Below are 25947 nucleotides of genomic sequence, written 5' to 3' on the forward strand. Positions count from 1 at the left end.
GAGCAGGCCACCGACTACGGCGCCGACAAGCTGGTCGGCGGCACCGGCCTCAACGCTGACTCCACGGTGCTCACGGTCGCGGTCACCGACCTCGCGTTCCTCAAGCAGGACTCCGGCGCGTCGACCTACAGCACGATCGTCGACCACCTGAGCGGCGCGATCCTGGTGATCTCGGGCGCAAACGCCGGTGTGGCAATCACGCTCACCGGTCACATCAGCCGTGCGTTCAACACCTTCAGCGCCGGCGCGACGGTCGGCATCGTGGTCAACACCTCCCACGCCGCCGTCGACCGCACCATCGAACTGAACGGCTCGGCTCTGCACATCACGTCCGCCGCCGCGACCGCAGCCGGCCCGGCCATCACGTTCACCGCGCAGGACGTGAGCCTCGACTTCGGTGGCGTGCTCGAGATCGAGGGCAGCTTCTCCCTCGACACCAGCGGCAACTTCGCCGGCACCGGGTTGGGCGTCTTCGTCGGCTCCGGACCGGGCCGCATCAACAACCAGCCGAACGCGGACGCGGTCGGCCTGCGAATCATCAACGCCAAGGTCGAGGTGCACCGCTTCGCCGACGGCACCTACGTGCTCAGCGTGAGCGGCGGCGTCGCGCTCGTCGGCCTGGACGGGCTCGGCGTCAGCGGCTCGGTCGACTTCCGGATCAACACCAGCACCATCGACTGCTCGTCGTCGGCGAACACGGCCACGACGTGCGGCGGGGTCAGCGTCGCCGCGCAGACATTCACGCTGCTGGTCACCAGCCTGCACATCTACATCGGTGGGGTCATCGACATCACCGGCACGCTCGCGGTCACCCGTGAGCCCAACGGCACCCTCGACCTCACCATCGGTGGCGCGCACATCCTCGTCGCGCTGAACGGCACGGGGATCATCGACCTCCAGGGCTTCGCGTCCTTCAGCATCTCCCCGCTCACCGGCTTCCGCCTGTCGGCGTTCAAGGTGACCGACTTCTCGCTGTTCCCCGACATCTCGGCGGCCACCTTCGGTCCGCCGGCGACGCCACCGATCACCCCTGGGGCCGCCACCACGCCGCCGCCCCCGCCGGTGCTCTTCCCGACGGTCAACCTGGCGAACCCGGTCAACGGCGCGACGGTCGTGCGCTCGGACCTGCTCGCCGGCGGCGGCGACTGCGGCAACTCCGCCTGCCTCGAGGTCGTGTACAACGACCTCAACGCGGCAGGCTTCACGAGCGGCCGCTTCGCGACGGCGCCGTTCGAGGTATGGGAGAACGGCACCAAGGTCACCACCATCACGTTCGGCGCCGGTCACCAGGTCGCGGGCAAGGTCAACACCTGGACCTACTCGTGGTCGGGTTGGACGCCGAGCGCAACCGGTGGCGCGGTCGAGGTGCGCTTCATCGCCGGCCGGTTCCAGGACAACAGCGGTATCGGCAACATGGCGCAGATCGAGCGCTTCTACATCGTCACCGCGCCGGACCAGAAGCCCGGCCCGGTCGCCGCACTCGCCAGCCCGCTCGATGGCGCCACCTTGACCGCGGCCGACCTCAACGCGCGGGGCTACCTCGACGTCACCTACACCAGCCTCGACGGCAGCGCGATCGACAAGTCCTCTATCGAGGACGCCGCTGCGGAGTTCACCCTCACCGGCACCGGCGTCCTGGACGTCCAGCGTGACGCCAACGGCGCGCCGGTGCTGGTCGGGCTGCCGCTGCTCATCAGCGGGCGCGCCGCCGACGCGAAGACGGTCACCTACCGGTACTTCCTCAAAGACGCCAACAAGGCCAACACGATCGACCTGTTCGGCCCCGGCAACGTCCAGGTCACCTTCCTCGGCTGGGGCACGCCATCGGTCGCCTTCCCGCACGGCCGCCCGGCGTGGTCGACGGTGGCCAGGACGTCCGACCCGACGAACACCTCGGGCTGGAACGTGCCGAACCTGAGCTCGACCTTCACCCTCGACGTCAGCGCCGCGGGCGCGACCACCACCGGCGGCAACATCTCCCTCGGCCCGCTGGCGTTGCAGGGGCCGAGCATCGGCCTCGGCGACGTCGGCTTCAGCGACGGTATGCTGGTGCTGACGATCGTGCTCCGCGTCAACCGGGCCACCCTGGCCTTCGGCAGCCGGCCGGCCACCAGCGGAACCGGGGCCCCGAGCACCGCGACGCCGTCCGGCGCACAGTCCGGGTCGGGCGTCACCGTCGACCTGATCGGCCTGGAGGGGTCGTTCGGTCTGTCCGTCGATGCGCTCGGCCTGCTCAGCGGCAACTTCCGGATCGCACCGACCGGCGGGTGGAGCATCCAGGTGGCCTCGCTCGAGGCGACCATCCCGAACGTCGCGACGCTGACCGCCTCCGGCGTCGTCATGCACTACGACCCCAGCCACGACCCGAAGGACGGACCACAGGAACTGCTGCGGATCGCGTCGGCGTCGATCACCTTCCCGACCCTCGGGGTAACCGGCAGCATCCGGCCGTACGACCCGAGCGCCGGTCACAACATCGACGCGCCCACCGACGGCAGTGACCTGGCCAGTGGCGTCATCCCGGGCCTGATCGTGTACGACAACGGCTTCAAGATCGGTACGGCCGAGCTGGCCTACGGCTTGCCGCCGCTGCCGGCAGGCCAGACCGTGCAGGCCGGCAACAGCCTGACCTCGACGCAGTCGACGGCCGACCCGAACATCAACCTGTTCGGCATCCTGGTGCTCGACGACCTGCGCGTCGGCGTGCAGGGGCTGAGCGTCACCTTCGGTACCAGCACCGTCTTCACCGGCACGATCTACATCGCCACCGGCGGGGCGACCCTGTTCCCCGGAAAGTCGTTCTCGGCCAACATCACCGACCGCACGACCGCCGACGACGTCAACTCCGACGGCACGCCGAACACCGAGGCCCTGCATGCCCAGCTGGACTTCGACACCTCCGGGCGGGTCAAGGCGTTCAAGCTGGTCGTCGACACGCTGTCGGTCAAGCTCGGCAACTTCGTCACCCTGACCGCGGTCGACTTCGAGCTGGACACCGGCGCCGGCGCGAACGACTTCCTCGCCCAGTTCCGGTCCGCCGGGGCCAAGATCACCATCGGCTCGCTGCTGCTCACCGGTGAGGCGCGTCAGTTCGGCTTCAAGGGCGATGGCACCTTCGCCGTCAAGCCGGGCTTCGGCGTCTTCATCGGGGTCGGCTCGGCGAGCGGCGACAGCTTCAAGTGGCCGTCGTTCCTGCCGATCCGGATCGACTCGATCGGAATCCAGTGGGACGACCCCACGAACCACCCTGCGGACTTCGTCCTGATCCTGTCGGCGAGCGTCACCGGCATCAAGGGCATGAGCGGGCTGGAGTTCAGCGGCTCGATCCAGGGCCTGCGCGTCGCTCCGGCGCTGCTGGCCGCGGGCCAGTTCCCGATCATCGGGCTGGACTCCATCGGGGTCTCGGTCAAGGGCAAGATGTTCGGCGGCGACATCGACGCCGCGCTGGTCGGCGGCATCCTGCGCCTGGACTCGAACTACAACAAGATCGGTGACCTCGACCAGACGACGCCCGTCTTCAAGAGGGTCTTCTACCTGGGCATCCAGGGCGGCTTCTCGATCGCCGGCATGGCCGGGTTCACCATCCGGATCGGCCTGTCGGATCTCGGGCCGCTCCAGGTGTTCATCAACGTCGAGCTGCCCACCGGCGTCATGATCGTCCCGCCGATCGGGCTGACGCTCAACGACTTCAGTGCGGGCGTCGAGTTCTTCAAGAGCCTGCCGAGCCTGGACGACCCGTTCGCGCTGCGCAGCGCGGCCTTCGACCTGCCGACGGCGCAGACGGCCGACACCTGGCTGACCAGCCTGCAGTCGCAGGTCGCCGTGCAGGCCAGGCAGATCGCCGCCAACCCGTCCATGAGCGGGTTCGAAGCCGCCTTCACCTCGCCGATGACCATCACTGGTTCCGCGCGGATCTACTCGGCGTTCACGTCGCAGGACGTCTTCAACGGCCAGGTCACGGTGATGATCTCCACCGACGGCAAGATCCTGATCAAGGGCACCCTGAACTTCGCCGCCAACCAGCTGTCGGTCTCCGGACGCCTGTACGTCGACCTGTCCCACGTCGAGAACGGCAAGGTCGTCGTCCTCTTCCTCGCCGACATCCCGGATCAGGTCCGCATCCTGACCCTGTACGGCAAGATCGACATGGGATTCCGTGACTCCTCCGGCCAGGAAGTCACCTTCACCGTGCCGACCGAGGTCGGCGTGACCGGTTCGACCGCACCGACCGTGCAGCTCGCCGCACCAGCCGGCGACGGCGGCAGCGTCGGCTACGACACGCTGGCCAGCGCCACCGACGGCGGCAGCCACTACCTCGACGTCCTGTACCACGCGGGCACCGGCACCACGCTCGACTGGACCCGGGTGCTGACGACGTCGGCCCTGACCGTCACGACGGGCGGCACCACCCCGGGCACCGGGACGGCGCTCGCCGCGTCGGCCGTGCACGCAATGGTCGCGGTCAGCGAGACCGACGGCGTGCACTACTACCGATTGCAGGTGCGAAGCAACGGCTCGAGCAGCAAGGAGGTCTACTACCACGACTCCGCGGGCGCCGATGTCGTCGTGCTCGACTCGTCCGCCGTCACCGACATCGCCGACCCGAACGACGACGCGCAGATGCTCGCGGCCGGCATGCGCGCCACCGGCTCGACCCGGGTGCGGTACCTGTTCGCGCCCGCGGTGGTCATCCCGCTCGGCGTGGTGATCCTGCACTTCAGCGCCGGAGCCTTCACCAACATCGCCAACGGCTCGGTAGCCGGGGCGGGCAACCTCGACACCACGCTGAGCTTCACCGTCACGGGCGCCACCGTCGCGGTCACCGACCCGGGCAACGGCAGCAGCATCGACATCAACGCGCTCAACGGCCGCAGCTGGATCGACGTGGTCTTCACCAAGCCCACCAACGGCAGCGTCATCGACCTGCGCTCGATCACCGACGCGGACCCTGAGTTCGTGCTGAGCGGCCCAGGGCTCGGCTCCATCGTGCTCGACCCGGCCCACGCGCCGCTGCTCATCACCGACGCGACCGGGTCCCTGACCTACCGGTACTGGCTCACCGGCAGCTTCGCGGCGACCGGCAGCGTGGCACTGACCTTCCTGCCGAACAGCTGGTCGTACTACGTGACCCCGGCCGCGGCGACCTCGGTCACCGTCACGACCTCCGGGCTGACGAGCACCACGGTCACGCTGAACGGCGGCACGATCCCCACCGGCTGGAGCCTTGCGCCGGCGTCGCTCACCTTCCTCGGCGACCTGTTCACGGACGCGGACGCCACCATCGACGGTCTCCAGCTGTACGTGACGACCGACTGGGTGGTCACCGTCGAGACGTCCGGCATCGCGCAGGCGACTGATCAGCCGAACCACTTCTCCATCCCGATCCGGGTCACCTATCGCGGTTCGGCCACGACCGTTCCCGCGCCGAGCCTGACCTTCACCCCGTTGCTGGAGTCGCGATCGCTCAGCTACGTGGCCGGCACCGGCACCGCGCCCACCACCGCGAGCAAGGCCGGCGACGTCCAGGCCGTCACGGTGCCCACTGGTCACCACACCTTCCTCGACATCCACGTGGGCTCGCTGCCCGCCGGTGTCGTGCTGCCGACACTGCCGGCCGGCTGGCTCACCCTCACCGGTAGCGGGGCCAACGGCGTCACGCCCAACCAGGTGCTCGACCTGCTCAACGGTGACTACCGGATCCTGCTGGACGGCGCGTTCTCACCCGGCACGGTGAACATCACGTTCAACCTGTCGACGCTCAACACGAGCGCCACGTCCCCGCGCGGCCCCCCGCCGGCCAGCTGGACCGAGATCCAGAGCTTCGGCGTCGTCGGTTCCACCGCAGACCTGGTCCGTACCGATCCGGACGGCGTCGACGGCCTGACCGTCAGGGCCATCGGCGGCAGCTCCGTCGGCCAAGGCTGGATCAACGGCCGCCACTACCTCGAGGTCCAGTTCCAGGGCACGAACGGCTACCAGATCGACCCCACCAGCATCAACGGCAACGAGCTCCGGTTCGTCAGCCCGGACGGCACCGTCATCACCCTCGGCGCCCCGACCCGCGTGACCGGCACCAACGTCTGGCGCTACTCCTTCACCGGGGCGCTCGCCGTCGGCACGTACACGCTCACCTTCCTCGCCGGCAGCTTCAGCGACAGCAGCGGCACCGCGAACCAGGCCGAGACCGAGACGCTGATCGTCGCGACCACCTCCAGCGGGCTCTCCAGCCCGCCCAACGGTGGCCAGGTCAGCCAGATCGACTTCAACAGCCGCAGCTGGATCGACGTCAACTTCCCCAACGCCGACCCAGACTCTGTCCTGGACAACCAGGCCGAGTTCACCCTGACCAGCAGCGCAGGCACCGCCGTCGTTCTGGTGGGCAACCCGGTGCGCCTGCCGGGCACCGACACCTACCGCTACTTCTTCGTCGGCTACACGGCCGGCACGCTGAGCTTCGCGTGGGCAACCAACGGCTGGACCGATCGGGGCGGCGTCAACCACGGGGGCACCGGTTCAGGCGTCATCAACGGCACGCCGGAGACTGCGCGGACCACCTCGCCGACGTCGGACGCGACGGTCATGGCCCGTACCTGGATCGACCTGCGGTTCACCGCGGCCGGCGGCACGGTGGACGCGACCACGATCACCGGCAACGAACTGGCGGCCATCCCGGGCCTCACGGCCGACGCCGCGCCGGTCTTCCAGGTCCACCCGAACACGTTCCGCTACCTGTTCACGGGCGACCTGAACCCCGGCGTCGTCACGGTCACCGTGCTCGCCGGCTCGTGGAGCGACACCGACGGCAACGCCGGCGCCGGCAGCACGTCCACCTTCACGCTGCTCCAGCCGGCCCAGTCCTTCTACATCACCATCTCGGGTGGCCTGCTGCTGAACCTGCCGGGCCTGGACGAGCCGCTCGTCGACCTCAAGGCGCAGGTCACCTTCGAGATCGACACCCGGCGCAGCCTGTTCACCCTGACCTTCGACGGGCAGCTCAAGCTGATCAAGCTCGGGACCGTCGGCTCGACGTCCGGCCGCTTCGTCCTCGACCTCAGTGACGGCACCACCAGCACGCCCGGCCTCTGGGGCGTCGCGACGCTGCAGACCAACTTCTCCTCCCTCGAGCAGTACGGGCTGTACCTCTCGGCCTCGGGCACCCTCCAGATCAACACCACGGGCGTCGAGAAGGACGAGACGATCACCCTCAAGGGGATCGGCCCGGGCGGAACCGATGTCACGAAGGTCTACAGCCTGGCACCGGGCAGCTTCTCGCTCTCACTCGTCGGCCAGGCGCGCATCCGCCCGACGGGCACCACCACCGACCTGCTGCGCCTACAGGGTGGCTTCCTGCTGAAGATCCAGACGCAGGGCGGCTTCCAGCTGACCATGTTCGCCACCGCCGAGCTGTCCTTCGGTGTTGGCGATGCCCAGCTCACCTACGGCAAGGCCACCGCGCTGCTGATCATCAACACCGACGGCATCGCCGGCTCGATCAGCATCGGGGCCGGTGGCGGCATCGGCTTGCCAGACCTCGGCAGCGTCTTCAGCGCGAGCGGCACCGTCACCGTCATGTTCAACACGATGCTGCACGACATCACCTTCGTGCTGCCGGACGAGTTCAAGATCCTGCTCGTCAACGGTGATCCGGGCGAGATCACGATCTTCGGCGCCGCGCCAGGTTTCGACGGCAAGCGCAACCCCAGCGCCCCGCCGGGCGGCGAGGTCTACCTCAAGGCGATCGTCCGAGCGCACCTCATGATCGGCGGAGTCGTCTCTCTCGACGGCTTCATCGCGATCACCGCCGCGGTCGACACGTCCCTCAATGCGTACTTCAAGATCGACGGCGCGCTCGGGGCACAGATCCCGCTGCTGGGCGGGTTCACCAGCACGATCAACCTCGCGGTGTACGTCGGTGTCGGTCATACGGGTGTGGTGGGCCGCATCCAGCTGATCAGAGGCAGCAGCTCGGTCCCGGGCATCAGCTTCGGCGGCCAGTTCCTGCTCGAGATCAACACCTTCGCGAGCGAGCAGCCCATCGAGACGTTCGGCATCTCGGTGATGCAGCCGACGCACCTCGACGGCACCAACGACGGGCCGCCGATCTTTGACGGCTTCATGCACGATGCCGCCGGAAACCTCGTCGTCGTCACCGACACGATCCACATCACCGGCGGCTTCAAGATCTACTTCGCGGGCGGTCTGCGCATCGGTGACGTCCTCACCATCGACGCCAACGTGCTGTTCGAGGTGAGCCTCGCCGGCCCGAACCCGCACCTGACCTTGACCGTCTACGGCTCGATGGACCTCACGCCGATCGGGCACGTGACCGTCTCCGGCGGGTTCACCGTCAACGCGGCCGGGCTGGTCGCGTACGTGCAGGTCGGTCTGCACGTCGACCTCCCGGGTCTGGCCGTCGGTGCGTCCGTCAACGCCTTCGTAGGGATCAACACCACCGGCGTCACCGACAACAGCCTCGGCACCGCGGTCGATCCGGGCTTCCGGCTGCACATCGACGGATCAATCACGCTCCTCGGCATCAACGCCACGGGCCTGCTCGACATCACGATCAACCCGACCGGTTTCCAGCTGATCTTCGCGATCAACTTCTCGGTCGGCGGCCTGTCGTTCGGCGCCAACGGTGCGGCCGGCGTCTACTCCGACGGCTTCGTGCTCAGCCTGAACGTCCATGCGACCGCCGACGCGACGATCTTCAGCATCGACGCCAGCGGCACCATCCAGATCAACACGACCGGCAGCGTGCGGCTCGGCGTCGCGCGCGGCTTCCTGCTCGACGTCCACGGCACCCTGTCGCTGCTCAAGGTGCTCAACATGGACGCGCACCTGCTCGTCCAGTTCAACCCGGACGGCACGTGGCACCTGCACGCCGACGCGTCGGTGAGCTTCTTCGGTATCGCCACGCTCTCGGGCACCGTCGACGTCTACTCCAACGGTGACTTCGACGTCATCCTGCACGGGCGGATGGTGTTGGGCAGTGACGACTACGGCCTCGTCGGCGACTTCAGCGTGCAGGTGCACTCGCACCACTACACGCGCACCAGCGACAGCACGGACCAGTACGTCTTCAGCCTGAGCGGGTCGGCCAGCGTGAAGGTGCGCGCGTTCGGCATCACCCTCGCCGGTGTGTCGATCGGCTTCACCTTCAGCATCGACACCGGAACGGCGGACTCGTCGGGCCGGGTGAAGATCGAGCTCAGCGTGCACATCTCGATCGACTTCGGCCTGTTCAGCATCGGTGGCACGGTGCACCTGACCATCGGCTACCTGCAACTGCCGCCGGCGGTCTACATGGGCTCCGACGGCGCCCTTCCGGGCGGCGCCACCTTCTACCGGCACTGGGACAACACGGACACCACGGCCCGCGTGCTGTACCTCAACGTCGGTTCGCGTGCCTCGTCGCGCAACATCGGGGTCGATGACGCCGACGAGTCGATGATCGTCGAGCAGACCGGCGGCACCGCCGGCGACGCGACGATCAAGGTCACCGCGTACGGGCGCAGCAACACCTACCAGCACGTCAGCGCGATCAGAGGTGACTTCGGCGGCGGCGACGACTCGGTGTTCATCAAGCCGGGCGTGCTGGTGCCGGTCACGATCCACGGCGGCGACGGCAACGACGTCATCGACTACGCCGGTACCAACCCCTGCAACGTCAGCACCGAGACCGGTTGCAGCATGCTGTACGGCGACGCCGGCAACGACATCATCACCTCGGTGGGCGCGGCCGTTCTCGACGGTGGGGCCGATGACGACATCGTGCGGCACACGGGCTCGGGCGCGGCGTCGCTCAAGGGCGGCACCGGCGACGACCAGCTCGTCGGCTCCGACAACGGTGACCTGCTCGACGGTGGCGACGGCAACGACGTCCTGCAGGGCCCGGGCCGCAGCTACCTCGGCGGTAACGGCAACGACACGATGATCGTCTCGTTGACCTCGCCGCGTCCGCTCACGCTCGACGGCGGCGCTGGCACCGACAAGCTGCTCCTCACGTTCGGCCCGACCAACGACTCGATCGACCTGGCCAAGTCCACCAGCTCCACGCTCCAGCTGACCTACGGCCTCGTCGGCGGCAGGCCGGCGGACGCCACGGTGCAGAGAATCTCGAACGTCGAGATCCTGTCCCTGGACGGCGGCGCCGGTGCCGACGCGTTCGTCGTGCACAACCTGTCCGGCAGCCCGGTCACCACGCTGCTGCTCGACGCGGGCCGCAACTCGACCACCAACGGCACGGTGCTGCAGAGCATCACCGTCACGAACCCGAACAACACCACCTCGACGTACACCATGGAGGTACCGGACGTCCGGTACTCAGCGGACCGCAGCGCCGACACCGTCGGGATCGAGGGCTCAGCGGGTGACGACACCTTCACGGTGACCACCGGAACGTTCCTGCAGAGCCTGATCGGCGACGGCAGCGTCGACATGCACGTCGCGACGTCCCTCGGCTACTCGATCGACCTCGGCCACGGGGTGCGCAGCGAGGGCGACGCGCTGACGATCAAGTCCCTCGGCGGCGGCGACACGATCAACGCCAACTGCAGCACCGTCACCCTTGCCTGCCTGACGGTGGACCAGTTCGCGCTGACGCTGAACTCCGGCGACGGCAACGACACCGTCATCGGCTCGAGGTTCGATGACGCCATCGACTCCGGCGACGGCAATGACACCGTGACCGGCGGCGATGGCCGCGACACCTTCACCGACTCCGGTGGCACCGACACCCTCGTCGAGAACTTCGACCGCGACTTCGTGCTCACCGACACCTACTTCGTCGTCGGTGTCGCGGCGAGCCAGGCCGCCGGCGTGAACTTCACCAGCGGCACCGTCGAGAACCTGAACGGCATCTTCGAGAACGCCCAGCTCACCGGCGGGGCCGGAAACAACACCTTCCTGATCGGTGACGCCGACGGCTCGCTGGTCGTGGGCGCGACGACCTACACCGTCCCCGGCTGGTCCGGGCACGCGACGCTCGACGGCGGCAACGGCAACGACTTCTTCGGGGTCGCGACCCGTGACTCGTTCGGCTCGCTCGATACCGTCACCGGTGGGGGCGGCACCGACCAGCTCGTGGTCGACGGCACCAGCCTGCGCGAGGACGTCGTCGTGGGCCGCAACGCCTCGGGCGTCGACGAGATCACCGCGACCGAGTGGGCGCCGGCAAAGCGGACCTCCTCGACGACGATCGACCACACCGGCATCGACTCGGTGCGCATCAACACCTACGCCGGTGGCGACCGGGTGCTGATCCACCGGATCAACGTCCCGCTCACCCTGGACACCGGTATCGGTGACGACCAGGTCGCGGTCGGCAGCAACGCCGCGTTCGCCGACACCACCGTCGCGGGCAAGGTCGTTCCCGCCATCACCAACGCGGGTGGCGTCCTCGACCAGATCCAGGCCGATCTGGAGATCACCGGCAATGACGGCAACGACTCGCTGTGGTTCGACGACTCGGGTGACGGTACGAACAACACCGGTTCGCTGATCGCCGTCCGGCTCACCGGCCTGGGCACGTCCGCCGGCGTCGGCTACCTGGCCTTCGAGTCGTTGCGCATCGACGAGGGTGCCGGCAACGACACCTTCACGATCAGCAGCACGCATGCTGGCGCGACCCGCACCACCAGCCTGAACACCGGCGCTGGCAACGACACCGTCTACATCCACTCGGCAAGTGGCCCGACCGACGTCAATCTGGGCCTCGGCAACGACGCGGTCCGGATCAGCACCACCGACTCCGGGCCGGGCAGCCTGCGGGGCATCGCGGCCTTCCTGTCCCTGGATGCCGGTGACGTCGCTGGCAACGTGGGCACCGACGTCCTCACCGTGAACGACGCGGCCACCGGCGCGGGGACGGACCGGATCGGTGTGCTGACCTCGGGCAGCATCGCGGGCCTGGGCATGACGCTGAACGGCTCGCACACGCGGCCGAACCTGGTGCAGACCGTGACGGCCGCCAACGCCTTCGCCGGACGGTTCACGCTCTCGATCGACCTCAACCACAACGGTGTCATCGGCGCGGGCGAGACAACGATCGAGCTGGACTACGACGCGAGCGCGAGCGCTGTCCAGCACGCCCTCGAGACGCTGCTCGGTGCCGGGAACGTCGTCGTGACGGCTGCCGGTGGCCGCTGGACCGTGGCCTACACGGGTGCGATCGCCGGTGCTGCCGGTTGGCTGCTGCCGATCTCGGCGCTCGCCGTGCCGCCGCTGCACCTGCTCGTCGGTTCGCCCGAGACCGGGGCGCTCGCGGTGGTGACGGGATTCGCGGCGATGACCGACGGCGTGATCACCTACGCCGGCTTCGACACCCTGAGCCTCGCGCTGGGTGGCGGCGATGACGTCCTCAACGTCGACAGCACCCTCGTCGGCGACACGACGGTGACGACGGGCGCGGGCAACGACCGCGTCGTCGTGGAGTCGATCGGCGGCCACACGATCGTCCGCGGGGAGGCCGGCGACGACTGGCTGCTGCTCAACGCCGTTCCCGATGACCCGGCAGCGCCGAACCCGATGGCCGGGCTGACGCTGAACCTGGACGGTGGCGTCGGCAGCGACAACGTCATCATCGGGCTGTTCGGCAAGGGCACCTCGCTCGTCCAGGTGACCGACACCCTCGCCGACGGCGGCACGAACAACCTCGTCGTCAACGGCTCGGACCTCAACGACACGATGCTGCTGCGCCGCGGCATGGTGGCGCTGCTCTCCGCCCCGGTTGCCGGCCTCTACACGGCCGCGGAGAAGGTCTCCTACACCTCCGCGATCACCGGCAACTTCATCGTCAACGGCGGTGCCGGTGACGACCACATCGCGCTCGACGACAACTCCGCGGTCACCACGATCAATGGTGGCACCGGCAGCGACACGTTCAGCGTCGGCCAGCTCTACACCAGCTACACCGCTGACGCGGCCTTCGGTATCCCGCCCGTGCAGTTCTTCGACTCCACGCGCGGGTTCCTGTCGAACGGCGTCACCTACGCCACCACGATCAACGGCGGCACCGGCGACGACAACTTCGACATCTTCCGCAACCTGGCCGTGCTCACCCTCAACGGTGACGCCGGCGATGACACCTTCCTCATCCGCAGCTTCGCCGCCGAGTCCGAGACCAGCCGGGTCAACTCCGGTGAGGGTCGCGACTACATCGAGTACGCGATGGACGCCCCGGTGGCGATCGACGGCGGCGCCGGCTTCGACACCGTGGTGGTCATCGGCACCGAGTTCAACGACAAGTACGTCATCACCAAGGACGCCGTCTACGGCGCCGGGCGCTACGTCACCTACACCAACATCGAGCGGCTCTCGATCTATGGCATGGAGGGTGACGACACCTTCTACGTGCTGTCCACCAACCTCGACGTCCAGACGACGATCTTCGGCGGCCTCGGCAACGACCACGTCGAGATCGGCGGCGGCGCCCCGGCCGTGCAGTCCAACGACCTGCTCGGGCACACCGGCCTGATCGGCGACAGCGTCGAGGCGACCGGTGACCTTAGCAACGCCTGGACCGGCATTCCGGTCAACGGTGTCGCCGCCGAGATCATCGACAACGACGCGCCGGCGCTGGTGATGGTGCCGGTCGGTGGCATCGCCACGGTCAGCGAGTCCAGTGGTGCGGCCGTGACCCAGCAGATCAGCATCCGGCCCACCTTCGGCCCGGACACGACGGTCTACGTCACGCTCTCGTCCGCCGTGCTGTCCGACAACCCGAGCCGCACGACCTACCTGGAGCTGTCGACCGACAACATCCACTGGCGCCCGAGCGCGACCCTGGTGTTCGCCGCGGGCTCCGTCACCGCGCAGCTGCTCTGGGTCCGGGCCGCCTTCGACCTGCTGCCCGAGGGCACCCAGCTCGCCCCGCTGCAGACCACCGTGGTCGGCGCGATCAGCGGCACGGTCACCTCGGCGACGAGCACCACCCTGACGGCCACCGGCGCCTTCGGCACGCGCAACCTCAGCGGCCTCACCGTCCGAATCATCGCTGGCGCCGGCATCGACCAGGAGCTGGTGATCCTGAGCAACACCGCCAGCACGCTGACCCTCGTCACGCCGTGGGCAACGCTGCCGGACGCCACCAGCACGTGGCAGATCCTGGGCGTCGGCAACTACGACAAGCTGGCCGTCAACAACGTCATCGAGCGCATCATCGATGACGAGGCCGCCGTCGTGGTGGTCACCCCGACCGCCAGTGGCGTGGGCGTCATCGAGCAGGACACCTCGGGCAACGGCGGGACGACCAGCACGTTCACCCTGCAGCTGCCGCGCGCGCCCGCCGGCCCGGCCGTCACCCTGCACGTCACCGCGCCGGCCGGCCTCCAGATCCGGCGGCTGGGCACCACCACCTGGTACTCGGCCATCGACATCACCTTCAGCACCGCCGACCTGGTGACGATCGAGTTGCGGGCGATCAACGACGCAGTGGTCACCGGCCAGCGCTTCCTGAGCATCACGACCACGATCACGAGCACCGACCAGATCACCGGGGCGGTCTTCGGCGGCACCGGTCGCGATGACGAGTTCACCTACGGCACCACGGCGGCCACGACGAACTTCGTCGGCTACCAGGTGCGCATCCTGACCGGCAAGGGCGCGGGCGAGGTGCGCTGGGTGCTCGGCAACGTCTTCGAGAACGGCCACAACGCCGTTCAGGTCAGCGTGCCCTTCGACGTGCTGCCCGACAGCACCAGCACGTTCGAGATCTTCGGCTACCAGGCGCCGGTGAGCACCGACCAGGTCGGCGGGTTGGTGAGCGCGCTCAGCGCCGACCGGCTCACGCTCACCGTCGCCGACACGCTGCCGACCGCGAACGGCGGCCTGGCCGGTGCGCTGGTGCGCATCGTCGGCGAGACCGGCGGGTTGTACTACCGCACGGTGGCGTCGAACACCGCGCACACCATCACGGTCACCGAGGCGTGGGGTTTCGATGTCGCGAACGTGTCGGTCATCGTGCCGAACACGACCGCCGTCGTGGTGGTCGGCGTGCCCGGTGTGACGGTCGACCCGGTGCGGGTGCTGGAGCAGGACTCGGACACGCCGGGCGTCGTCATCACCGAGACGGACGGCAACACGCGCCTCGTCGAGGGCGCCACCGGCAGCCAGTACGGCGCGACCGACACGTTCACCGTGCGGCTCACGCAGAACCCCGGGTCGATCCTCGTGACCGTCCGGTTGCGCCCGCTCATGACGCCGAGCCTCGACATGAGCGCCGGTAGCCACGGCTGCGGCCCGGACACGGTCCCGCAGGGCTGCAACCAGGTGCAGGTCTACTTCCTCCGGGGCGCCAACCAGACCCTCAACCCCGACGGCAGCCTGACGATCCTCTTCGACTCGAACAACTGGTCGGTGGCGCAGATCGTCACGGTCGTAGCCATCGAGAACACCATCGTCGACGGCAGCGACCTCCAGGAGTTCGCCGACGCCCCGCGCCGGGTGACGCTCATCCAGGGCCCGCTCACCGTCAACGGCGGCGACGACCCGAACCCGCCGGTGCCGCTGTCGCTCGACAACTACCTCCCGGTGCTCCTCCCGGGCGAGGCGTCCGGCCACCCGACGCCGATCGGTGCCACCACCGCGCAGGCGATCGAGCCGGCGCAGGTCGACACGCTGCTCGTCCACAACGAGGACAGCCCGGCCGCCGACGTCGGTTCACTGACCGTCGACCCGATCAGCGGCCTCGACCAGATCGCCGGTCTGGGCATGTCGACGGGCGCGGTGCTCTCCGGTGTCCCGTTCGCGGGCGGCGTCCTCTACCGCGACGTCGAAGACCTGACCGTGCTGCTCGGGTACGGCAACGACACCTTCGCCATCGCCTCGACGCACAAGGGCACCACCACCGTCGACGCGGGCGCGGGCAATGACACGGTGACCGTCCGGACGCTCGACGGCCACACGCGGATCCTCGGCCAGGCCGGCAACGACACCTTCCGGATCGGCTCCTCGACGCACCTGCTCGACCAGCTGGAGGCGCTGCTCGTGCTCGACGGCGGCAGCGGCACCGACACGGCGTGGCTCGACGACGCCGGTGACCTCAGCGACAACCTCGGGACGCTGACGCAGACCACGGTCACCGGCCTCGACATGATCGCGCGTACCGGCCTGGACAGCCTCGGCCGGCCGCTCGACCAGGTCTTCTCGGTGACGCCCGGCGCGTCGTCCTTCACCATCGCGCTCACGGTGACGCGCAACGGAGTGACGACCGGCCTCGGCGCGGTGACCTTCGCGCTCGGCGCCACCGCAGCGGCGATCCAGACTGCACTGCAGGCCCTGCTGTTCCCCGACAGCGCGGGTGCCAACGCCGGTACGGCGCTGCGGTGCGGCCGGAACCAGCTCACCGCCTGCGCCCCGAGCGTGTACGTCTGGCAGGTCGGCGGCCGCTACCTGATCGGCTTCCGCGGTGAGGTCAACGCCGACCCGGCGCACGCGGTCACCGTCGGCCTGACCGCGCTCGGCACCAGCTCACCGGCGGCGGACGTCTCCCGTCGCGACGGCATCGACTACACCGGCCTGGAGACGCTGAACGTGGCGCTCGGCTCCGGTTCGGACGTCCTGAACATCCAGGGCACGTTGCCGCAGACGAACGTCTCGATGGGCGGCGGCGACGACCGCGTGTACGTGTCGTCCCTGGCGCGGGTCGGCACCCCCGACAAGCCCGAGTTCCTCCCGGGTGACCTCAACACGATCGTCGGCACGCTGAACCTCGACCTCGGGACGGGCCGCAACACCCTCGAGATCAGCGACGAGGCCACCGCGGTCGCCGACACCAACGTCCTCATGACCGACGTTCGGGCTGCTGCGGTGGCGCGCGATGCCGCCGTCACCGCGGCCGAGGGGGCGTCGCTCTTCGGTGCGGCGCAGGAGATCTACCTCGTCGGGCTGGCGCCGGCCAGCATCACCTGGCGGGCTGCGCCGACCGGCAACCTCGCCGACGGCGTCCGCATCTGGGCGGGCTCCGGTGCCGACACCTTCACCATCGACGGCACGCACAACCGGACGGGTGTCCGCACCACGACGTGGCTCAACACCGGACTGGGCAACGACAACGTCACGGTGAACCTCACCAACGACGTCGACGGGTTCTTCGTCCTCAACACCCAGGGCCCCGAGGACAACGTCCTGAACCTGACCACCCCGTTGTCGACCGGTGACAGCCCGGTGCAGCCGTCGGCGGTGTCCATCACGGTCAACGGGGTCGCGCTGGACCTGTCCCGGTTCGTCGTACACAACCAGCTGAACACCGTCGGGCTGTTCGACTCCTTCAACCCGGGTGACACGGTCGTGGTCACGGTCGCCGGCCGGGTCGTCACCACCTCGCGCGGCTCCGGTGCGCTGAGCGTCAACATCGGCGCGGCGCTGGCCGCTGGCGAGTCGGTCCGGGTGCTCGTCAACGGTGCCGAGCTGTGCGGGCCGACCACGTCGACCTGCTCCGTGAGCGGATCGACCCTGACGTTCAACGCCGGCACCCAGCACGACCTCGCGAGCCTGACGGCCAACGACGGGGCGTCCTACATCGTCATCGAGGTGACCCGCCTCACCCGGCAGACGTTCGTGCTGTCGCAGGTCGCCCCGAGCGACGACGACACCGTCAACGCGCAGTCCTCGACGCTGCCGCTGATCATCTTCGGTGGCCAGGGTGCCGACACGATCAACGGCGGTACCGGCGGCGACATCGTGCTCGGTGACCGCGGCTACGTCCTGTGGTTCACGCCGGGGACTGTGCCGGTCGCCGGTCTGGGTGGCCAGGTGCTCACGACCCAGCAGCTCGCCGCTCTCGCGGCCGCCGCGGTCGCGGTGTCCGGCAACGGCGGTACCGGTGACAAGACCAACGGCGTCAACCAGCTCGTCGGCCTGGTCATCAGCGTCGACCCGACGGTCGGCGGCAACGACACCATCACCACCGGCAGCGGGCGCGACACGGTGCTCGCTGGCGCCGGCGCCGACTCGGTCACGACGAACCGCGGTTCGGGCACTGACCTGAGCGACATCGTCCTGGGTGACAACGGCTTCGTCGACTACGTCCTGCTCGACGGCAATGCGGCCGACATCGACCGCATCTGGAGCACGGACCCGGCCCTCGGCGGTGCCGACACCATCGTCACCGGCCTCGGCGATGACGTCGTCATCGGTGGCGTCGGCGGCGACACCATCAACGCCGGCGACGGCCAGAACGTGGTGCTCGGCGACAACGGCCGGATCACCTCCGCTGTGTCGGACCTCGGCCGCTGGGGCCAGCTGCCCATGACGCTCGGCCGCGTCGAGACGAGCGACCCGACCATCGGTGGCAGCGACACGATCACGACAGGTATCGGCGACGACGTGATCCTCGGTGGCGCGGCGGGCGACCTCATCACCGCCAACTCCGGTGAGACGAACCTGCGACCGGACGGCCGCGACCTCATCCTCGGGGACCACGGGTTCTTCGACTGGACGGCCGCTGACGCCGGTCGCGGTTACGCCGTGGTCATGGGCGGTGACGACGCGAACCCGCTGGATCTCGACCGGGTGTGGAGCACCGACCCGTCACTGGGCGGCGCCGACACGATCACGACCGGCCTCGGCGACGACCTCGTCATCGGTGGCGTCGGCGGCGACACCATCAACGCCGGCGACGGCCAGAACGTGGTGCTCGGTGACAACGGCCGCTACACCTCGAGCAACAACGTCGACACCGCGCGCTGGGGCCTGCTGCCGCTGTCGTCGGGCACCCTGACGACGACCGATCCGCTGATCGGCGGTGCCGACACGATCGTTACGGGCAGCGGCCTCGACATCGTGGTGGGCGGCGCCGCGGGCGACGACATCCGCTCCGGCGCCAGCACCGACTTCGTGGTGGGCGATCACGGCATCCTGACCTGGGCCGTCCGCAACGCCACCTTGCAGATCGTGACCATCGACGTCATCGACAACGGCATCGGCGGCGATGACACCATCCGTGGCGAAGCCGGCGAGGACGTCCTGATCGGTGGCACTGGCGCCGACAGCATCGACGGTGGCACCGAGCGCGACCTGATCTTCGGCGACAGTGCCAACCTCGACCGCAGCGCGACGTACGGCAACTACACCAGCCCGCGGTTCCAGACGCTGGCCGGCACGCAGATCTACAGCACTGCGCAGGACGCGACCGCCGGCAACGCGCAGGACGACGGCACCTGGCGCCTCGACCCGACCGGCTCGGCCGTCTGGCTCGACTTCCGGATCGTGTTCGAGAACCACGACCTGGCCAGCCAGAGCGATGCCACGGTGTACGGCAACGACTACATCGCCGGTGGCGCCGGTAACGACATGATCTTCGGCGAGTTGGGCAACGACACCATCCAGGGTGACGGAAGCATCGACGCCAGCGGCGTCAACAGCTGCACCGGCGCGGCGAACCTGCGCGTACAGGCGTACCGCACTACGGCGGGGCTGTGCATCGTCGCGTCGGTGGTCTCCGCAGCCGATGGCGATGACTACATCGAGGGCGGCGGCGGCGCCGACACGATCTTCGGTGGCCTGGGCCGCGACGACATCATCGGTGGCAGCTCCAACCTCTTCAGCCTGACCACGATGACGCAGCGGCCCGATGGCAGCGACATGATCCTGGGTGGTAGCGGCGCGGCCATGCTGCGCAACGACCTCACGGCTGGACACACCGCCGACTCCGACACGATCGTCGGTGACAACGGCGACATCATCCGGCTCGTCGGCATCAACCACATGGTGAGCGCGACCGGCTACCTGCGCTTCACCTACGACAACTACGCCGAGGCCCTGGCGCTGCTGCCGCGCGCGGTCACCTTGCTCGACTACACCCCCGGTGGACCGGACCGTCAGCCCGCGCTGTTCCCGGGCATGACGCAGGTCGCCGCCGTGGTCGCCGGCAGCGCCACCGTCGACGTCTGGGGTGCCGACGAGATCCACGGCGAGTCCGGTGACGACACCATCTACAGCGGCGGCGGCAACGATGTGATCTACGGCGACGCCGGTGACGACGACCTGATCGGCGGCTGGGGCCAGGACTGGATCTCAGGCGGCGCCGGCACCGACGGCGTGCTCGGCGACGACGGCCGCATCTTCACCAGCCGCAACGGCTCTACCGAGGTGCTCAACGGCGTCACCGTCGCGAACGTCCAGACGGCGCTGGCCAGCCCGGGCAATGCGCAGACCGCGACGGCCTACGCGACCGGGATGCTCGACAAGTACGTCGACGAGACGCCGTTCGGCCTGAACCCGGCCTCGCAGGGCTTCGACGACCCGCTGGCCAACCCGGCCTACGCCAACGACGTGATCTTCGGTGGCCTCGGTGACGACTTCCTGCACGGCGGCTCGGGCAACGACGCCATCTCCGGCGCCGAGTCGCTGCCCACCTCCTACGCGCCGACCTACGCCGGTGGGCTCGTGCAGACCGACTGGAACCACCCGCTGAACGTCGGCAACCTGCTCGGCTGGGACAATGCCGCGGGTCAGTTCATCCTGTACGACGAGTACGACCCGCTGCGCAAGATCACGCTGAACGCCGACGGCAGCCTGAACAAGACCGGGCTCGCGACCTTCCAGTGGTTCCTCAACAGTGTCAACAACGAGGGCCCGCTGGTGACGGCCTGCACCGCCACGAACAACAAGGGCGCCTGCACGATCACGACATCGACGCAGAGCGACGGCGACGATGTGGTGTTCGGTGACTTCGGCAACGACTGGCTGGTCGGTGGCACCGGTCGCGACACGCTCTGGGGCGGCTGGGGCAACGACCTGCTCAACGCTGACGACAACCTCGACACGCACGGCGGGCTGAACGACCAGCCCGACGGTCCGAACTCCAGCTACGAGGACCGCGCCTACGGCGGTGCGGGCCTGGATGTGCTCATCGCCAACACCGGCGGCGATCACCTCATCGACTGGGTCGGCGAGTTCAACAGCTACCTGGTGCCGTTCGCGCCGTTCGGTCTGGGCACGGTCAGCCGCCAGCTGACGCCTGGCCTGTTCGACTTCTTGTACGCGCTGAGTGCGGCGCAGGGTGCCGACCCGACGCTCGGTTCACCCGGCGACCCGCGTCACGGCGAGCCGTTCGGTGAAGCCGGCATGGTGATCCAGCAGGACGCGGCGTGGGGCGACCAGACCGGCGGCCCGCGTGACCCGCAGCCCGGCAACGTCCCGGGTGGCAAGCGTGACGTGCTGCGCGGCGCTGACTTCAACAGCTCGACGACGCTGAACGGGTTCTTCGTCGACAGCGGTTCGTTCGCCATCGCTAACGGTGCGCTCCAGGTCGGTGCGACGAGTCTCGGCAAGGACGCCGACGCCGTCTTCTACGTCGACCAGTACCTGCCGATCTACTACGAGGTCGCCGCCTCGGTGATGTCGCAGAAGCCCACGGCTGGCTGGAACGCGAACGCCTACATCACCTTCGACTACTTCAGCGCGACGGACTTCAAGTTCGCCGGCATCGACGTCTCGACGAACAAGATCGTGATGGGGTTCCGCGACGAGAGCGGCTGGCACCGGCTGTCGCAGACGCCGAAGCTGCTCAAGGCGGCGACGTACTACAACCTGCTGCTGTCGGTGAACGGCACGACCGCCACCCTCACCGTGGACGGTGCGACGGCATTCACCTACACCTTCGCGCCGCGCGTCATCGACGGTGTTGCCTACGGTCTCAACCAGGGACTCGTCGGCATGGGCTCCCAGGATGCCCAGGGCGTCTTCGACAACGTCGCGGTCCAGGTGCTCGCGCCGCAGGTCACCTACGACATCACGACGGCGCTGACCTCGAACACGGCCCAGCTCGACACGCCGGCCACGGGGACCTGGACGTCGAGCGCTGCCGGATACCAGGGCACGCCGCCGACCGGCGGGGTCGCGCTGACCCCCGTCCTGATGTTCGGCAACACCTCGCGGCTCACGTCGTCCGATTGGCTGGAGGTCACGACCACCGTCGCCACCGGGGGAGTGGCCGGCCTGGCGTTCGACGAGTACGCGCCTGACGAGTTCAAGTTCGCCGTCATCGACGTCCCGGGCCAGAAGGTGTCGCTGGGCCACTTCACGCCCCGCGCGGGTTGGGTCATCGACTCGTCAGTCGCGTGGAGGCTGACCGCTGGCACGGCCTACACGCTGATGCTGACGCTGAAGGGCACCTCGGCCAGCCTGACGGTGAACGGTGGCTTCGCGGTGAGCTTCGGGTACAACGCCGGGGTCGTCGACGGTCGGTTCGGCACGGTGTCCAGACAGGCAGCGGCTACCTTCTCGTCGTTGCGGATCCGGAACAACGACGCCGCGTTCACCTCGGCCGCCGCCGGCGTCGGTGTCTCGGCCGGCTCGGTGACCGTCACCGAAGGCAGTGCCGGCTACACCGACGTCGTGGTCCCGGTGACCCTGTCGGCACCTTCGACCTCAACAGTGACCGTGACGGTGGACCTCGTCCCGGGGACCGCGACGGCGGGCACCGACTACCAGGCGTGGGCGGCTCCGGTCACCCTCACCTTCGCGGCGGGGCAGACCGCCATGACGGTGACCGTCCGGGTGTACGGCGATGTCCTGAGCGAACCGAGCGAGTCCGTGCTCGTGCAGCTCTCCGCAGCCACGGGGGCGAGCCCGGGGGTCATGACCGGCACCGTCACCATCGTCGACGACGACACGAAGCCCTAGGTGCGCGCCGTCGCTCCGGCCGGCTCTGAGTCGCCCGGCTATCCTGCTCAGGTGAGAGGCCGCTCCACTGCTCTGCGCGTGGCCGCGACGGCGTCGACGCTGCTTATCGCGGCCACCGGCTGCACCAGCTCAACGCACGAGGCGTCGTCGCGCGCACCGTCGACGGCCTCGCCCTCTGGCACAGCGGTGCTGACCTGCGCACAAGCCGACCGGAACCTCGTCGGCGCCGTGCAGCGCTACGTCGACGCCTACGGCAGCCCGCTGAGCACGGCGGCGGCAAGCCCATCGAGCAGCGGGTCGGCGGCCCCATCGCCATCCGCGTCGGCGACTACTGGCCCGTCGAGCGAGGCCGCGGCTGCGCTGCGCACGGCGGTCGAGGCTGCACAACGCGCCATCAGCGCGAAGGCGTGTGAGCTTGCGCAGTTCCGCCAGAGCCTCGAATCCGACCTGTCGGCGGTGGCGGCCCGGGGCCCGGTCGCGAAGGCGGTGCTGATGCGCCTGACGGCCAGCATCACCGGCACCGCGCAGCAGGCGGTGACGACGATCAGCCTCAAGCCCGGTGATGATCTGGCCCGTCGCATCGCCGATCTCGCCCCGGGGTCGACGGTGGAGCTCGCGGCGGGCACCTACTCCCTCGACGCGTCGCTGGCCCTGCTCGACGGCATCACGGTGCACGGGGCGGGACGCGAACAGACGGTGATCCAGACGACGGCGGCCGACGCGGCGCTGCTCGTGCTGACCGATGCGCGGGTCGAGCTGAGCGATCTCACGGTGCTGCACACCGGGGCGGCGGTCGGCGACCTGGTGGTCGGTGGACCGACGTCCCTGCTCGTGCTGAACCGGGTTCGCATCAGCGGTGCGGTCGCCGCGAAGGACCAGGGCGGCAACGGCGTACTCATGTCGGCGCGCGCGAGCGCCGCCACGGTCGGTGCCACAACCCTCGAGAGCACCGACTCGATCTTCGATCACAACGCCGCCGCCGGTGTCTCGCTGTCGTCCGGACACGTGGCGAGCATCCAGCAGGGCCGCTTCGACACGAATGACAACTGCGGCATCTGCTTCGCCGGCGACAGTACGGGGGCCGTCCGCGGCAGTGTGTTCGTCAATGACCGGGTCGGTGTGGCGGTGCTCGATCACGCCGAGCCGGCGGTGCAGAACGACACCTTCGAGGGCGGCCTGTTCGCGATTCAGGCGGGTGGCGACGCCACTCCGGTGATCACCGGAGCGGCGGTGTCGGGTGCCACCAGGGCGGCGATGATTTTCGCCGACCGGTCCGCGGGAAGCGTTGACGGGTCGCGGTGCGACAAGGTGCCGTACGGCATCGTGGTCTCCGCCGCGGCCCTGCCGTTGTTGGGAACCAACACCTGCCAGGTGGCCCGAAGCCAGTAACGACGCCCAGCCAGCCAGAATCGGGGAAGCGGGCCGATCATGCTCGAGGACAAGGTCATCATCGTCACCGGCGCGGCGACGGGCATGGGCAGCTCCACGGCCAAGCTGTGCGCTGAGCGCGGTGCTCGCGTCGTGGTGGCCGACCTGGACGGGGCCAGAGCCGAACACGTCGACCGCGAGATCACGGCCGCTGGTGGCCAGGCGATCGCGCGCCAGGCGGACTTGGCTGGCGAGGCGTCGTCGCGGCGTTGGCCGACGCCGCCGTCGCGGCGTTCGGACGGATCGACGCGCTGCACAACAGCGCCTGTGCCGTTCACCCCGACGCCGTCGCGGATGTCGCCAACACCACGGTCGATTGCTGGGACTGGACGATCCGCACCTGACTCACCCGTCAGTTCCTGTGCTGCCGCGCGGTGCTGCCGAACATGCTGGCGCGGCGGTCGGGGTCGATCATCAACGTGTCGTCCGGCAACGGCATGACCCGGACGAAAAGTCGGACCGCTCGCGCCGTCCACTGTGGATTCGGCGGGCGACCTGTCTTGTTCATTTCTTCGCGTGGCACGTGACTTTGGGCTGTTCGTGGCTTCGCTTGCCAGGCGACCCTGAGTTGGTCATACCCCCGAAACGCTCGACCGCATCGCACGGGGATCGCACGATCTATGAGACGTGGTGTGCGTTTCCCCTGGTCAAACGGTTATTGATGGTGCGCGATACTGGGATTGAACCAGTGACCTCTTCCGTGTCAGGGAAGCGCTCTCCCGCTGAGCTAATCGCGCGGGTGGTGGGGCACGAGATGAGGACGAACGAGGCGGAGACGGGAATCGAACCCGTGTACAGGGCTTTGCAGGCCCTTGCCTAAGCCACTCGGCCACTCCGCCACAGAGCCCGAGATCGACTCCTCGAGCGGATGACGGGATTCGAACCCGCGACCCCAACCTTGGCAAGGTTGTGCGCTACCAACTGCGCTACATCCGCACTCGCAGCATCCGTTTCCGGTGTGTGCTGCGGTTGGGAACAGTAGCCGAGGCCCGGGCCCGGCTCCAAACCGGGTGGTCAGCGTGCGCCGGGGGTGAGCAGCGCGGCCAGGGCGGCGTCGAGGTCCACCTGCTCGGACTCGCGGCCCGGCGCCACCACGGCGAAGCTGCGGTCGAGGAACGCGGCCACCTCCGTCGCCGAGGCCTCGAAGCACGCGTGCCCGCTGGGTGAGCTCAGCTCGAGGAGCACGACGTCACGGGTGCCGTCCGCGCACGGCCACACGCGCACGTCGCCGTCACCGGTGGGGGCGAGGAGGCCCTCGGTGAGGAGCTCCCGGGCGAACACCCACCGCACGTCGCGCGCGGGGCCGGTGGTGAGCCGGAGGTGCACGGCGAACGGGTCGACCACCGAGAAGCGCAGCTGCGCGGGAACGGGTACCGAGGAGCTCCACCGTGGGGCGACGACGTCCGTGCCCAGCGACGGCGGTCCGAGCAGCCTGAAGACGGCGCTCGCGACGACGGTGCGGGAATCCTTCATGGTGCGCTCGTCCTCTCGTTCCCCACCGACCGACCTGGGTCGAACAGTTGGGTGGGAGCCGCAGACGATGTCCGCAACCTGGCTCTACCCAACGGCAGACGGTCACGCAGTGCTGACGAAGAGTCCTCTGGTCACACGTGTGAGCGGTGTGGTTCACCCGTTCGGTCCAGGCGGCGCGACGGAGTGACGCTCGCGCCTGCGCCGCGGCGGCGCTCCACCCACGAGGTGATCTTGCCGGTTACCCTCGCGTGGAGAGGGACGGTCGTCGTGGCCACCACGGGCGGCCGACCTCCGGGTGAACCGCCCGGGGCTCGGCTGCGAACACCCCGACGTGAGGACCCAACCTGTGGCTGAACTCGACGCACCTGGTGCGCCCGGCGGTGCTCCGTCTCCGCGACGGCCCCGCGGGACGCGAGC

General features: G+C 68.9%; 5 protein-coding genes, 3 tRNA genes and 1 pseudogene (1 of these 9 only partly in view). 5 read left to right on the forward strand and 4 right to left on the reverse strand.

The annotated features are described in order from the left end of the window. The 5 genes and pseudogenes from RHODO2019_RS06535 to RHODO2019_RS19325 form a co-directional block, all read left to right on the forward strand. Positions 1 to 22629 carry the 3' portion of an FG-GAP-like repeat-containing protein gene (locus RHODO2019_RS06535; RefSeq protein ID WP_265384186.1) on the forward strand. The gene continues 19179 nt to the left of window position 1, outside the view, so only the last 22629 of its 41808 coding nucleotides appear in the window; its start codon lies off the left edge, out of view; it ends in the stop codon at positions 22627 to 22629. Positions 22630 to 22680: 51 nt separating this feature from the next. Then, entirely contained in the window at positions 22681 to 24018 is a 1338-nt protein-coding gene (locus tag RHODO2019_RS06540) for a right-handed parallel beta-helix repeat-containing protein (protein ID WP_265384187.1), read from the forward strand. Between the two features lie 84 nt (positions 24019 to 24102). Then, a pseudogene (locus RHODO2019_RS06545) lies at positions 24103 to 24201 on the forward strand (hypothetical protein); the annotation flags it as partial. Between the two features lie 65 nt (positions 24202 to 24266). Next, positions 24267 to 24401: a hypothetical protein gene (locus RHODO2019_RS06550; protein ID WP_265384919.1), complete on the forward strand. Its 135-nt coding sequence runs from the start codon at positions 24267 to 24269 to the stop codon at positions 24399 to 24401. Positions 24402 to 24443: 42 nt separating this feature from the next. Next, complete coding sequence (locus RHODO2019_RS19325; protein WP_354005595.1) at positions 24444 to 24584, forward strand: hypothetical protein; 141 nt, start codon at positions 24444 to 24446, stop codon at positions 24582 to 24584. Between the two features lie 135 nt (positions 24585 to 24719). Here the strand turns inward: RHODO2019_RS19325 and RHODO2019_RS06555 are convergent. From RHODO2019_RS06555 to RHODO2019_RS06570, 4 genes are all read right to left on the reverse strand, one after another. Further along, a tRNA-Val gene (locus RHODO2019_RS06555) sits at positions 24720 to 24794 on the reverse strand. 30 nt (positions 24795 to 24824) lie between these two features. Next, positions 24825 to 24896, reverse strand: a tRNA-Cys gene (locus tag RHODO2019_RS06560). A 24-nt stretch (positions 24897 to 24920) separates the two neighbouring features. Beyond that, a tRNA-Gly gene (locus RHODO2019_RS06565) sits at positions 24921 to 24993 on the reverse strand. 78 nt (positions 24994 to 25071) lie between these two features. Continuing rightward, positions 25072 to 25530, reverse strand: a complete 459-nt coding sequence (locus RHODO2019_RS06570) for an SsgA family sporulation/cell division regulator (RefSeq protein ID WP_265384188.1) — start codon at positions 25528 to 25530, stop codon at positions 25072 to 25074. Between the last annotated feature and the right edge of the window lie 417 nt (positions 25531 to 25947).

It is taken from the genome of Rhodococcus antarcticus, from assembly GCF_026153295.1.
In the GTDB taxonomy this organism is placed as follows: Bacteria; Actinomycetota; Actinomycetes; order Mycobacteriales; family Mycobacteriaceae; genus Rhodococcus_D; species Rhodococcus_D antarcticus.